This is a genomic window from Bacillus luti, from assembly GCF_009739945.1.
GTDB classification, from domain to species: Bacteria; Bacillota; Bacilli; order Bacillales; family Bacillaceae_G; genus Bacillus_A; species Bacillus_A luti.
In genome coordinates this window covers 2,711,387-2,724,346 of the sequence record NZ_CP040336.1, presented here as the reverse complement: position 1 = coordinate 2,724,346, position 12,960 = coordinate 2,711,387, and the positions used below count along the sequence as shown (strand labels likewise).

The 12,960-nt window shown below is 34.0% G+C and carries 14 protein-coding genes; 8 read left to right on the top strand and 6 right to left on the bottom strand.

The features are described from left to right. The first annotated feature begins 1 nt into the window (after position 1). The 3 genes from EUC40_RS13955 to EUC40_RS13945 are packed head-to-tail and all read left to right on the top strand — an operon-like array spanning position 2 to position 4,324. Positions 2-790 carry an enoyl-CoA hydratase gene (locus EUC40_RS13955; protein WP_071712200.1) on the top strand — a complete coding sequence of 263 codons (789 nt, stop codon included), beginning with the start codon at positions 2-4 and terminating at the stop codon, positions 788-790. 2 nt (positions 791-792) lie between these two features. After that, positions 793-2,334 carry an acyl-CoA carboxylase subunit beta gene (locus EUC40_RS13950; protein WP_156575710.1) on the top strand — a complete coding sequence of 514 codons (1,542 nt, stop codon included), beginning with the start codon at positions 793-795 and terminating at the stop codon, positions 2,332-2,334. A gap of 49 nt (positions 2,335-2,383) precedes the next feature. Then, the gene (locus tag EUC40_RS13945) at positions 2,384-4,324 is read left to right on the top strand and encodes an AMP-binding protein (protein WP_156575709.1); all 1,941 of its coding nucleotides are present in this window, start codon (positions 2,384-2,386) and stop codon (positions 4,322-4,324) included. A 444-nt stretch (positions 4,325-4,768) separates the two neighbouring features. Here the strand turns inward: EUC40_RS13945 and EUC40_RS13940 are convergent, their stop codons facing one another. The 3 genes from EUC40_RS13940 to EUC40_RS13930 form a co-directional block, all read right to left on the bottom strand. After that, positions 4,769-4,966, bottom strand: a complete 198-nt coding sequence (locus EUC40_RS13940; RefSeq protein WP_156575708.1) for a hypothetical protein — start codon at positions 4,964-4,966, stop codon at positions 4,769-4,771. A 301-nt stretch (positions 4,967-5,267) separates the two neighbouring features. Next, on the bottom strand, positions 5,268-5,750 hold the full coding sequence (locus tag EUC40_RS27515; RefSeq protein WP_156575707.1) for an exosporium leader peptide-containing protein: 483 nt from the start codon (positions 5,748-5,750) through the stop codon (positions 5,268-5,270). Between the two features lie 196 nt (positions 5,751-5,946). Beyond that, positions 5,947-6,315, bottom strand: coding sequence for an FtsB family cell division protein (locus tag EUC40_RS13930; RefSeq protein ID WP_156575706.1), 369 nt, complete (start codon positions 6,313-6,315; stop codon positions 5,947-5,949). A 761-nt stretch (positions 6,316-7,076) separates the two neighbouring features. Between EUC40_RS13930 and exsK the strand changes: the two genes are divergently transcribed. The 5 genes from exsK to EUC40_RS13905 all read left to right on the top strand — a co-directional run bounded on the left by exsK (position 7,077) and on the right by EUC40_RS13905 (position 9,851). Continuing rightward, a complete protein-coding gene (exsK, locus tag EUC40_RS13925) occupies positions 7,077-7,391 on the top strand; it encodes an exosporium protein ExsK (RefSeq protein WP_156575705.1) in 315 nt (104 codons plus the stop codon). Between the two features lie 137 nt (positions 7,392-7,528). After that, complete coding sequence (locus tag EUC40_RS13920) at positions 7,529-8,062, top strand: GNAT family N-acetyltransferase (RefSeq protein WP_185914470.1); 534 nt, start codon at positions 7,529-7,531, stop codon at positions 8,060-8,062. 34 nt (positions 8,063-8,096) lie between these two features. After that, a complete protein-coding gene (locus tag EUC40_RS13915) occupies positions 8,097-8,657 on the top strand; it encodes a nucleoside/nucleotide kinase family protein (protein WP_156575703.1) in 561 nt (186 codons plus the stop codon). After that, on the top strand, positions 8,650-9,390 hold the full coding sequence (locus tag EUC40_RS13910; protein WP_156575702.1) for an alpha/beta fold hydrolase: 741 nt from the start codon (positions 8,650-8,652) through the stop codon (positions 9,388-9,390). Before EUC40_RS13915 ends, EUC40_RS13910 begins: the two co-directional genes overlap by 8 nt. A 2-nt stretch (positions 9,391-9,392) precedes the next feature. Further along, positions 9,393-9,851, top strand: a complete 459-nt coding sequence (locus EUC40_RS13905) for a DinB family protein (protein ID WP_156575701.1) — start codon at positions 9,393-9,395, stop codon at positions 9,849-9,851. Between the two features lie 58 nt (positions 9,852-9,909). On the opposite strand, the gene EUC40_RS13900 is transcribed toward EUC40_RS13905, so the two are convergent. The 3 genes from EUC40_RS13900 to EUC40_RS13890 all read right to left on the bottom strand — a co-directional run bounded on the left by EUC40_RS13900 (position 9,910) and on the right by EUC40_RS13890 (position 12,950). Beyond that, positions 9,910-10,926: a D-alanyl-D-alanine carboxypeptidase family protein gene (locus EUC40_RS13900; RefSeq protein WP_156575700.1), complete on the bottom strand. Its 1,017-nt coding sequence runs from the start codon at positions 10,924-10,926 to the stop codon at positions 9,910-9,912. A 181-nt stretch (positions 10,927-11,107) separates the two neighbouring features. Continuing rightward, positions 11,108-12,265 carry a sensor histidine kinase gene (locus EUC40_RS13895; RefSeq protein ID WP_156575699.1) on the bottom strand — a complete coding sequence of 386 codons (1,158 nt, stop codon included), beginning with the start codon at positions 12,263-12,265 and terminating at the stop codon, positions 11,108-11,110. Beyond that, positions 12,255-12,950 (bottom strand): response regulator transcription factor, encoded by a 696-nt coding sequence (locus tag EUC40_RS13890; protein ID WP_071712187.1) that lies wholly within the window; start codon positions 12,948-12,950, stop codon positions 12,255-12,257. Before EUC40_RS13890 ends, EUC40_RS13895 begins: the two co-directional genes overlap by 11 nt. Positions 12,951-12,960 lie beyond the last annotated feature (10 nt).

Sequence of the window (12,960 nt, the reverse complement as noted above, 5' to 3'; positions counted from 1 at the left end):
GATGCTACAATTACAAAACATTTCAGTTGATTATGTAACACCTCACGTTGTAAAAATTTCGTTAAATCGTGAAAGACAAGCAAACTCATTATCTTTAGCGTTATTAGAAGAATTACAAACTATATTAACGCAAATTAGTGAAGAGTCAAATACACGTGTAGTTATTTTAACAGGAGCTGGCGAAAAAGCGTTTTGCGCTGGTGCAGACCTAAAAGAACGTGCCAATATGAATGAAGAACAAGTTAGAAATGCTGTTCGTATGATTCGTTCTACTATGGAAATGGTTGAACAATTACCACAACCAGTAATTGCGGCTATAAATGGAATCGCTCTTGGTGGGGGTACAGAATTAAGTTTAGCTTGTGATTTCAGAATTGCGGCTGACAATGCAAGTCTTGGTCTTACTGAAACTACGCTTGCTATAATACCTGGAGCAGGTGGTACGCAGCGCTTACCGAGATTAATCGGCGTAGGTAGAGCGAAAGAACTAATTTATACAGGAAGACGTATTTCATCTCAAGAAGCGAAAGAATATGGTTTAGTAGAATACGTTGTACCGGCTGAAAGATTAGAAGAAAAAGCAATTGAAATTGCAGAGCGTATTGCTAGTAATGGTCCTATTGCGGTTCGGTTAGCAAAAGAAGCAATTTCAAATGGTATTCAAGTAGATTTACATACCGGATTACAAATGGAAAAACAAGCGTATGAGGGCGTAATCCATACGAAAGATAGATTAGAAGGATTACAGGCATTCAAAGAAAAACGCAAACCAATGTATAAGGGGGAGTAAATATGTTAGACCAAAAACAACAATCTAATTCATTTGAAGAACGAGTTGAAACAATTAAACAAGGCGGAGCACCAAAATATCATGATCAAAACAAAGCAAAAGGTAAATTATTCGTTCGAGATCGTTTAGCGCTTTTATTTGATAATGGTGAATATGTAGAAGATGCATTATTTGCAAATTGTGAACAAACAGGATTACCAGCGGATGGTGTTATAACGGCAACGGGTAAAATACATGGGCGTACTGCATGCGTGATGGCAAATGATTCAACTGTAAAAGCAGGATCATGGGGCGCACGTACAGTTGAAAAGATTTTACGTATTCAAGAAACGGCAGAAAAATTACGTGTTCCGTTATTTTATTTAGTTGACTCTGCTGGAGCGCGTATTACTGATCAAGTTGAAATGTTCCCAGGGCGCCGCGGTGCAGGAAGGATCTTCTATAATCAAGTGAAATTATCAGGTAAAGTTCCGCAAGTATGCTTATTATTTGGACCTTCTGCAGCTGGTGGTGCATATATTCCAGCCTTTTGTGACGTTGTTATGATGGTGGAAGGAAATGCATCTATGTATTTAGGATCTCCTCGTATGGCTGAGATGGTTATCGGTGAGAAGGTAACTTTAGAAGAAATGGGCGGAGCTCGTATGCATTGCTCTGTATCAGGATGCGGAGATGTTTTATGTAAAACAGAAGAAGATGCGATTACACAAGCAAGACAATACATTTCATATTTTCCAAACAACTACTTAGAAAAGACTCCATTGGTTACACCTCAAGAACCGAAACAATTCGATAAAACGTTAGAACAAATCATTCCAGAAAATCAAAATGCTCCTTTCAATATGAAAGATCTTATTAATAGAGTTATTGATGAAGGCTCTTTCTATGAAGTGAAAAAATTATTTGCTCAAGAATTAATTACAGGCTTAGCACGTATTGATGGTAAGCCAGTTGGAATTATTGCAAATCAACCGCGAATGAAAGGCGGCGTATTATTCCACGATTCAGCTGATAAAGCAGCGAAGTTTATTAATTTATGCGATGCATATCATATTCCATTATTATTCCTTGCAGATGTACCAGGATTTATGATTGGTACAAAAGTAGAGCGCGCTGGTATTATTCGTCACGGTGCAAAAATGATTTCTGCAATGAGTGAAGCAACAGTACCGAAAATTTCTATCGTTGTTCGTAAAGCGTATGGGGCTGGTTTATACGCAATGGCAGGTCCAGCATTTGAACCAGATTGCTGCTTAGCATTACCGACAGCTTCTATCGCAGTAATGGGTCCGGAAGCGGCAGTTAATGCAGTATATGCAAATAAAATTGCAGCTTTACCAGAAGAAGAGCGTGCAACCTTCATTGCTGAAAAACGTGAAGAATATAAGAAAGATATTGATATTTACCACTTAGCATCAGAAATGGTCATTGATGGTATTGTTCATCCAAACAATTTACGAGAAGAATTAAAAGGGCGTTTCGAAATGTATATGAGTAAATATCAAGTATTCACGGATCGTAAACATCCTGTATATCCAGTTTAAAAGCCCTATTTAGGGCTTTCTTTCTCAAAAAGTTAAGGAGGGGAAAACATTGAAACAAGCAGTTTGGTTTCCAACAGAAGAGTATAAAGAAAAAACGCGTTTATATGGTTGGATGAAATCATTGGGCTATGAAGATTATGAAACGTTTTATAATAAATCTATTGAAGAAACAGCTTGGTTTTGGGGAGAAGCTGAGAAAGCGGTTGGCTATCAATGGATGAAACCTTATACAGAAGTGTTAGACTTAGAAAATGGTACGCCGTTTGCACAGTGGTATAATGGCGGAACATGTAACGTTGTAGAATCAGTTTTATCACGCTGGCTTGCAGATGACGAAACAAGAAAACAACCAGCACTTCAGTATGAAGGGGAAAATGGAACTTCAAAATCATTTACATATGAAGAACTTGACAGCTGGGTAAGCTGTGTTGCAAACGGATTGAAACATGCGGGTATTGAAAAAGGTGATCGTGTAACAATTTATATGCCGATGATTCCAGAAACAGTTGTTGCGATGCTAGCTGTTATGAAAATTGGAGCAATTATTTCACCAATATTCTCAGGATTTGCTTCGGATGCAGTAATGACACGTGTACAAGCAGCTGGTTCAAAAATGATAATTACCGCAGATGGATTTTCACGACGCGGGAAAATTGTTTCTTTAAAAGATGAAGTGGATAAAGCATGTGAACATTGCCCAACGGTTGAAAAAGTTGTTATCGTACGTCATGCAGGAAATGATTTTACTCCGCACAGCTATGACTTCTCATGGAGTACGTTAGAAAAAGAAAAACCATTTGTACATGCTGAAGAAATGAAAAGCGACGATCCATTGATGCTCATTTATACATCAGGAACGACTGGTAAACCGAAAGGAACAGTACATACGCATGCTGGTTTCCCGCTAAAGTCTGCATTTGATGCTGGGTTTGGAATGAATATAAAACAAGGTGACCGTGTATTATGGGTAACTGATATGGGCTGGATGATGGGGCCATTTTTATTATTTGGTTCTTTAATAAATGGAGCAACAATGGTTATGTATGAAGGTGTTCCAGACTTCCCAGAAGCAGATCGCCTATGGGAAACAGTTGATAAATATGAAATTACACATCTCGGTATATCACCAACATTAATTCGTGCGTTAATGGCAAAAGGTAATGAGTATGTAAAGAAACATTCGCTTAAGAGTTTAGAAGTATTCGCCTCAACAGGTGAACCTTGGAATCCAGACCCTTGGATGTGGCTATTTGAAACAGTTGGAAAAAGTAATGTACCAATTTGTAACTATTCAGGCGGAACTGAAATTTCTGGTGGGATTTTCGGTAATGTTCTTATTAAACCAATTGCACCGATTAGTTTTAACGCTGCTTTACCAGGAATGGCAGCGGTTGTGCTCGATGATCAAGGTAATCCAATTCGTGATGAAGTTGGAGAATTATGTTTAGAGAAACCTTGGGTTGGTATGACGAAAAGTTTCTGGGAAGACGATGAACGTTACGTGAACACATATTGGTCACGTTTTGAAAATAAATGGGTCCATGGGGACTGGGTTATTTACGATGGTGAACAATACATCATTACAGGACGTTCAGATGATACATTAAATATTGCAGGTAAACGTATTGGTCCTGCTGAATATGAATCTATTCTTGTGAAACATAATGATGTAGTAGAAGCTGCTGCAATTGGTGTACCTGATGATGTAAAAGGTGAGGTATGTCATTGTTTTGTAGTAGTAAGGGACGGTGTAACATTCACAGAAGAATTAAAGAAAGAGTTAATGAGTTTAGTAAACTCTCATATTGGAAAGGCATTATGTCCAAAAGATATTCACGTTGTAGAAGATTTACCGAAAACACGTAATTCGAAAGTAATGCGACGTGTCATTAAAGCTGCTTACTTAGGAAAAGAATTAGGAGATTTATCGTCACTTGTAAATCCTGAAGTAGTTCCGTTTATTCAAGGATTACAGTCTAGTAAATCATAAAATTAGGAATGAGCTCTATTTAAATAGAGCTCATTTTTATTTTTATAAAAATAGAAGAGGGAAGAAGTAAATTTAGAGTAGAAAAATACTACTAGTATTATTACGTATGTCTATTTGTTTTATAGGTTTTATCAAAATATGATACTGTGGTATGTCTATTCAATGGAGTGATTGAATTTTGTTAAGAATAAAAATTTAGTGGAGCGAAAAGTAAAAAGATAATAGGAGAAACCCCTGGGGGACAGGGATTCACTAAGAGAGATATTCTTATCGTTTGATGTCGAAATTTGGTGTATACGACCAATTAATGATATCCCGAATTTTCAAGATATTGTGATATTTAATATATCAATAATGTGTACGGGTTTTATATAAAAGTGTTATTTGAAATAGGAAAAGGGAAAAATTACGTTCACTCGTTCTTAAGGTTTTTCCCCTTAAAATTTACTGTTTGTTCGTTGTTCTATATACGTCTGAAATTGGTAAATCTTCACCATGTAAAGATTGAGTACGGTCCTTTTTGTTTGAAACATATGCCTGCTGAGATGCTTCTTGCATATGTTCTTGTTCTTTACTAGGGGTATTCAATGCATCCGATGACACATGATCAAGTTTTTGACTTAATAGATCTTTTTTATCCATGTTATGTGGCTCCTTTTTGAACTTAGATATAAAACGAAGTGTTTTTAAGTAGTTACGTGGGTATTATGTATCTTTGAATGGAATTATATACATAAACTATATTGAGAATTTAACTAATAATAAAAATTACTTGAGATGAAAAAAGCTTAAGAAATATTAAAATCATTATTTCTTAATAAAGGCGCTATTTTTGTAGGGTGTTACGAAATTTTATTTGAAAGTAACATCCCAATGATAAGATGAGCACTGTAAATCAGTGCTCATCTTATCAGAAATTGCTTAGTCCTTAGAAATAAAATCATTATGGACAATTCACAATGGTAATAATGACGCTAGCCATTGTTCCAGGAGAATCAAGAAGTGAAGCAGTAACGGTTACTGTTCCAGGCCCATTAGCGGCTAGAAATACAGCGGTAAAGTTACCTGAAGCATTGGTAATGACAGCAAGAGGGACCATGAAGGCAAGAGAAGGATTACTAAATGAAAAACTGACTACTACTCCTGGAGTGGGACTACCGTTTACTAATACTTGACCCGAAAAAAATAAAGTATTATTTCCTTGAGTGGATACACATGCTGTGGTGTCGTTAGAAGTCAAGGTAATAGATGCAGGCCCAGCAGGAAGGCTAAATCCAGTAGGTCCGGTTGGTCCAGTAGGCCCGGTTGGTCCAGTAGAACCAGTAGAACCAGTGGGACCGGTAGGGAATTGAAAGGGTTGAACAGGTGGAAGTGTAGGTCCAATAGAACCCGGATTAAGTGCAGCAAAAGATAAAAACTCGTCCATTATTTATCACCTCTAAAAATCGTATTACTAATAGTAAATGTAATGATAGAAAAAAGTGAAATGGACAAGCGTTGTATTTTAACAAATTAAACAACGTATTTATATGATAGAAAGAGAGATTAGTACGATTCCTTTAGAAATTAAACATAAAAAGGCGATTATCTTCAAATCACCTTTTGGGTAATGCAGTGTAATTTTATTCAGTTATTTGATATATAGTTTCATTCGGTTTAGAAAATCCATACAGTTTCCTTGCGAATTTTAAAATTTCTTCTTCACTACTTGTTAAAGCCTTAACATCATTCTTAAGGGAATGACCATCCTTCTTTACAGAAGATAATTTTTGTTGCTCCGTATTAAGCGTGATTTGTTTTTCTTTAATCCTTTCTTGTTGGTTATTCAGAGAATATTGAAGGATAAAAATTATAGGTAATATAAAAGACAAAGTAGTTATAATACGGCGTCTTATTTTTTTTATATTACCTTGTTGGGTATTAGGGTTCACTTGTTGTGAGGGTATATAAGGATTTGATTGGTGTGATGATACTTTTGGGATGTTTCCCATTAAAATGCCTCCATTACTGATTGTAGAATTTAAACCGTTTAAAAGTATTATAAATGTTCCATAGAGATTTTAGAAGATATTTTAATATAGGTGAGTTTTGTGGATTTTTAAAAAACCTTTATTTAAATAAAAGAAAACCTGATTGTCCGCGAGGTTCATAACGGTTATTGCATAGCTTGCATTATTAAAGGGAATCTACATAATTGATATCCTGAATCCTTTAAGAAAACAGATATCTACACGCATAGGGCTTGCTATTATTGGTGCCTTGGCTGTATGGATGCTTATAGGAATCTATCTAAAATAGTCCTTTTTCGGCTATGAAGCGAGTTCAAAGATGTTGTATGTAATCTCATCAGAAAAAATATAGCAAATGTGTAGAAGCTAGAAGTAATCGTCTTAATAAAACAGGAAATTACAATAAAAAAAGGTGTATTTGAAAAAGAGGTTGTCTAAATATTAAATTCAGTAAAATTAAATCCAAGTTCCCGTATTAAACGATGCTCTAATTGTTAGAGCTCCGTTTTTATAATTAATAAAGAAAAGAATGGTTATTGACGTTGAAAGCACTTATATACTAATAATGCCTACATATGTGGAGTGTTTGAATTGAGGGTTTGTAAAGCATTATATTTACTTTTCGAAATGTAAATAAGAAAGTTTAGTACATGCGTTTGTTTTTTTCTCTCTATGTTTTTGCCTCGTACATTTTAAAGCTAGTGGACATACTATATTAATAGAAATGATCAGGGGGTGAGATTTTGGGGTATCGTTATAGTAATTCTAAAAAGAAGTGTACGTGCAAACAGGATGATTGTTGGGATGCTTTTGAAGAGTGTAAAAAAGAACAGGAAGAACAGAATAAACAATGTGATTGTTGCTGTGTGCAAGGAATTAGAGATGAGCTTAAAAAATTAGTAAATAGAGCAGTGCGCATTAATACAGGAAGTAATAATTATGCAGGAACTGTTTCTTCTGTCACTTGTGATGTTGTAAAGCTTGCTAATAGTGCGGGGGTAGTTACAGTAATTATATCAGTTTGTAAAATTGAAGCAATTGAACCATTGTTGACATAGGAAACATAGCAGAATTAGGTTATGTTTTTGTAAAGTCATTCTTATGAATGGCTTTATTTTATTTTCGTATAAAAGGAGAATATATTCTATATATAGAAATAAGTTTGAAGAAATATAGTAGGGTGTATGAAAGGAGAATGAAGTTGATTAGACTAGAACCTTTTAAAAAATCCGATTCCAAACAATTATTAAATTGGATTAATTCCGAGGAGTTTTTAATACAATGGTCAGGAAATGCATTTACATACCCTCTAAATGAACAGCAACTACATAAATATATCGAAAGTACAAACACACTCGCATTCAAAGTAATAGATGAAGAGACTTCAGACATTATTGGTCATATTTCGCTTGGACAAATCGATAATATAAATAAGTCAGCTAGAATTGGAAAAGTATTAATTGGTGATAAGGGAATGAGAGGACGTTCTATAGGGAAACATATGATGAAAGCAGTACTTCATGTTGCTTTTGAAGAATTAAAACTACATAGAGTAACGCTTGGTGTGTATGATTTTAATACGACAGCTATTTCATGTTATGAAAAAATAGGGTTTGTAAAAGAAGGTTTATTAAGAGAGTCAAAAAAAGTAGGAGATACGTATTGGAATTTATGGGAAATGAGTATGTTAGAATATGAATGGAACATAAACAAAAATAGTAATTTATAATTATATTATGTTAACAAAAGGGTTGGTGGGAATCGTGGATAAAAAGACAAAAATAATTTCAATTGCAGCTGTTTCTGGGGGTGGTAAAACTACCATTACAGAAAGATTAACTCATGAGTTAAAAAATTTAAAAGCTCTTTATTTTGATAGTTATATATTTGATAACTGTCCTGCTGATATTTGTAAATGGATTGAAGATGGAGCAAATTATGATGAATGGGTACTCACACCATTAATTAACGATATTCAGCATCTGCTACAAAATAGTTATTTAGATTATATTATTGTAGATTATCCCTTTGCATACTTAAATAGTGAAATGGGAAAGTTGATTGACGTAACGATATTTATCGATACGCCTTTAGATATTGCGATGGCTAGAAGAATTTTGCGAGATTTTAAAGAAGATACAATGAGTGAAATACATAATGATTTAAAGCATTATATAACATATGCTAGAAAAGCTTATTTGGAGGCGCTCCATACTGTAAAGCCAAATTCAGATATTGTTTTGGATGGATCTTTATCTGTCGGTGAAATAATTGATCAAATTGTAGATTGTCTTAATGTGAGAGAAGTGATCGTCAATGATTAAATGTATGGAAGAATATGTGCAAGTTGATGACTTTAAAATATATACGAAAATATTCCAAGGAAAGAAGTTGCAGCCTGTTATTATAATGGAAGCAGGTTATGGCGATTATTCAAAGGCATGGGACCTTATTGCTGAAGAATTGACGGAATATGGGACGGTACTCACATATGATCGAGCGGGAATGGGAAAAAGCGGGAAGAGTTCCAAGCGACGTATTAGTTCTGAAATGGTAAAAGATTTGAGAAGTTGTTTAGAGCAATTACAATTGAAACCACCTTATATTTTTGTAGGACATTCTTTTGGTGGAATAAATGCACGTTTATTTGCGGATTTTTATCCCGAAGATATGTCGGGAATAGTTTTGGTTGATTCGACACCGGAAAATTATAAAGAAGATTTTTTGCCAATCATGTCACTAGAATTTCAAGAAGCTTACTATAAACAGTTTGTATATGAAAGTTCTTATGAAGAGTTTATGTTTAGTCTAGGTGAAGTAGATAAATATTGTCAGTCAATGAGAAATATTCCACTTGCCGTGTTAGCTGCAGGCAAAAAAGCTTTTTACTCGCCAGATGCACAAATGAAATGGTTGCAATTGCAAGAAGAATTATTACGTTTATCAAGCAATAATAAATTTGTAATTGCAAAACAAAGTGGCCACTATATTCAAAAAGATGAGCCATATTGTGTAATAGATGCTGTTAAGTGGATTATTGAGGTAGGGGAGAGATAAATGTGTACACTTTATTTCAATACAATTGGCAAGTAAGAGACGATTGGTTTAAGTGGTGTGAGCAACTTTCAGAGGAAGAATTACTCCGTAAGCGTGTTGGTGGTGTTGGAAGTATTTTAGAAACATTATTTCATATTGTAGATGTTGAGTATAGCTGGATTTGTGATTTGAAAGGAAAGGAAGTAGATGAGCCGAAATTTAAGGATTATCAATCCATTCAAAAAGTAAAGGCGTTATCTGATTTGTATAACAAAGATTTAGAAGAATTTGTACAATCGTGGACAGAATCTTTAGAAAATCAAATATTAAACGTTTCATGGACGGATAAAGAGTATAGGTATGGTGAAGTGTTACGACACGTTATTGTACATGAAATTCATCATATAGGTCAGCTATCCATATGGGCAAGAGAGTTAAACCTTCAGCCCATTTCAGCGAATTTAATTGGAAGAGGATTATAGACTTAAAAACCGACTTGCACTGTAAACGCAAGTCGGTTTTTAAATACAAAAAGATTTTTCAGTTGAAATCCTCGGATTTTTTTTGACGTATATGTAAAAACATTAATATGGTAATGATGAAAAAAATCATCATCGTTTGTATGATTAAATTTTTAAACTGTAGCAATATTGACCAAGATGTAAGGGTATCTTTAAAAGCTTGGAGTGCAGAGTAGGAGGAAGGGTCAAAACCGTACTGCAGTAATTTTTTTGTTTCGATAAAAGTACTGTTTTCTTCATCGGCTTCTAATATTACTGAAATAAGCCTTGTATTACCTAGCTTAGCTGTACTGACAAAACTATAAATACCGTTAGTTGAAAAACTAGTCTGCAGGCCATCGACACCTTGGAGTTTAATGTCTTTATTAATGGAATAAATCATCTTGTTCGTGTTAAAAACTTGGAAATCTTTGAAGGTAAACTGGTAAGAGGTTAATTTTGTAATATTCAGTACATCTGGAAAATCTTTTACTAATTGTGTTGCTAGTTTAGCTACGTCTATCGCTGTTGTGCTAGGTTGTTTATTTGTATCGTTATTAACACCAGTAGAGTTTAGAAATGGAGATGATTGTGATAACTGTAGTTGTTTTGCTTTTTCATTCATTAACGTTGTAAAGCTATCTTCATTTCCACCAATGTGTTCTGCTAGCGCAAGTGCGGAACGATTATTTCCTGTTAAAAGCAATGCATGAAGTAAATCACGAACCGTCGTTTTATCCTTGGATGTTACTTGAATAGGGCTTGTTTCCGCTTGGAACACGTCGTTGCTTATTTCTACGGATTCATCCAACTGTATTTTGCCGTCATTTAGTTGTTCTAACACGATATACTCTGTCATTAATTTAGATAAAGTAGCTGATTGTATTAGAGTTTCTTCATTTTTTTTATAAATAACTTCCCCTGAATTAGCATCTATTAAAATAGCTGATTTAGCTTGAATAACTGGACCATTTACATAAAGATAAAAATATAAAACGATAAGTGCAGTAATGAGAAAAGATAATAATAAAACTGTTATTTTTTTTAAGAATTGCATAAGCGATCCTCCTACTATGACATCAATATTATTATTGTAAGAAGGAATGCTTAATTAGGAAGAAAGAAAAGGTAAAGAATTTCTAAAGATTTATAAAGGATTATTAAATTTTGGGTATTAATGGAAAATAAAAGGTTCAATTTCTTATTGTAGAAGAAATTGAACCTAAATTTATGTAAAATTAACCTTTATAAGGTAATAATTTTACAGTGAAAGTTGTTTTGGTGTCATCACTATATACTTCAATTGTTCCTTTATGCAGTTCGACAATACTTTTGGCAATTGCTAATCCGAGGCCAGATCCACCAGTGTTTGTTGAGCGTGATTTCTCAACGCGATAAAATCGTTCAAAAATATGAGGTAAATCCGTACTAGGAATAGGTTGTCCGTAATTTGTAATATCAATTGTAATCATATTATTACTTTCATAAGCTGTAAGGTCAATATAGTGACCATCGTTTCCATAAGCGATAGCGTTTATAATAAGATTTTCAAACACGCGTACTAATTTGTCACCATCAGCTAATACCATGAGTTTTTGAGATGGGAAGGAAGGTCTGCATTCTATGTTAGCTTCTTGAACCTGTATTCGGAATTGAACAGTTAATTGCCCAAGTAGTTCTACAATATCAATGGGAGCAGAATATAAACTTAACTCTTTATTTTGAACACGTGTATATTCAAACAAGTCATTCATTAATGCATTAAGGCGTGTTACCTTATCATAAATGACTTGTATATAATGACGCAATTCCACTTCGTCTCTATAATTATCATGATGGATTAAATTTACATAGCCCACTATTGATGTAAGAGGGGTTCGTAAGTCGTGTGATACATTTGTAATCAGTTCGCTTTTGGCTTGTTCCGCTTGCCTTTCTTCATCAATTGAGACTTTTAATTGTTCAACAATTTGATTGACCCCAGTTGCTAATTCTTCTAAATAATTATGATTTACAATGGAAATTTTATGATTGAAATTTCCACTTGCGATATAACGAATTTCTTCGATCATTTTTTTTATACGAGTTTCATAGTACATTTTTCTTTCGCGACGATAAAAAATGTATAAATAGGATGAGAAAATAGAGAACAGAAACAAATAAGATACAATTATCATCCAAAGGGATTCCTTTAGCCCTTTATATTTTTCATAGCCGAAAATTCTAATGAATTCTTTACCGAGTTCACTTAAAGTAAGCGAACTCTCAATTACACTCGTTATGAGACGATATATAATTAATTCGGTAATCGGAGTTAGTGTAACAGCTAATAAGAGCCAAAAAATAATTTTCCATTTTGGAATATCTTTTAATATATCAAATGCTTCATTTCTCAATTTTATAGCCCACTCCCCAAACAGTATGAATAAATTTTTCTCCATTCATTACAGTTTCAAGTTTATCACGTAAATTACTAATATGGACCATAACAGTTTTGTTAGAACCATAACCATCTTCATTCCATACGCGTTCAAATATTTCTTCTGAACTAAATACTCTTCCTGTATTGCTTGCAAGTAAGTATAAAATATCAAATTCAATAGATGTAAGCTTAATATACTCATTATTTACTTTCACGGTATGATGATGCTTATGGATTTCAGCAGCTCGAATACGAATGATACCATCTTCTTTTTTTTGAGTAGCATTGTTTTGGAAAGACGATCTTCTTAACAAAGCTTTCACTCTAGCCACTAATTCCAGTGGATTGAATGGTTTAATCATATAATCATCTGCCCCTGTCATAAGTCCTAATATTTTATCCATATCTTCAGCTTTGGCACTAAGCATAAGAATAGGTACAGTATTATTTTCACGAACCTCTTGGCAAACTTCTAATCCGTTTCGTTTTGGCATCATAATATCCAGAATCATAAGATCTACTTCATATGTACATAACATCTGCAAAGCTTCATCACCATCATATGCTTTAAAAATGTTATAGCCTTCATTTCGCAAATAAACAGCGAGTAATTCTACAATATCTTTATCGTCATCAATAATTAATATGTTTTTATTCATTATTTAGTTA

Coding starts and splice junctions, on each gene's coding strand:
- EUC40_RS13910 (WP_156575702.1), top strand. CDS start 8,650: ATGATTAAATGTATGGAAGAATATGTGCAAGTTGATGACTTTAAAATA.
- EUC40_RS13955 (WP_071712200.1), top strand. CDS start 2: ATGCTACAATTACAAAACATTTCAGTTGATTATGTAACACCTCACGTT.
- EUC40_RS27515 (WP_156575707.1), bottom strand. CDS start 5,750: ATGGACGAGTTTTTATCTTTTGCTGCACTTAATCCGGGTTCTATTGGA.
- EUC40_RS13940 (WP_156575708.1), bottom strand. CDS start 4,966: ATGGATAAAAAAGATCTATTAAGTCAAAAACTTGATCATGTGTCATCG.
- EUC40_RS13900 (WP_156575700.1), bottom strand. CDS start 10,926: ATGCAATTCTTAAAAAAAATAACAGTTTTATTATTATCTTTTCTCATT.
- EUC40_RS13930 (WP_156575706.1), bottom strand. CDS start 6,315: ATGGGAAACATCCCAAAAGTATCATCACACCAATCAAATCCTTATATA.
- EUC40_RS13920 (WP_185914470.1), top strand. CDS start 7,529: ATGAAGTTGATTAGACTAGAACCTTTTAAAAAATCCGATTCCAAACAA.
- EUC40_RS13890 (WP_071712187.1), bottom strand. CDS start 12,950: ATGAATAAAAACATATTAATTATTGATGACGATAAAGATATTGTAGAA.
- EUC40_RS13950 (WP_156575710.1), top strand. CDS start 793: ATGTTAGACCAAAAACAACAATCTAATTCATTTGAAGAACGAGTTGAA.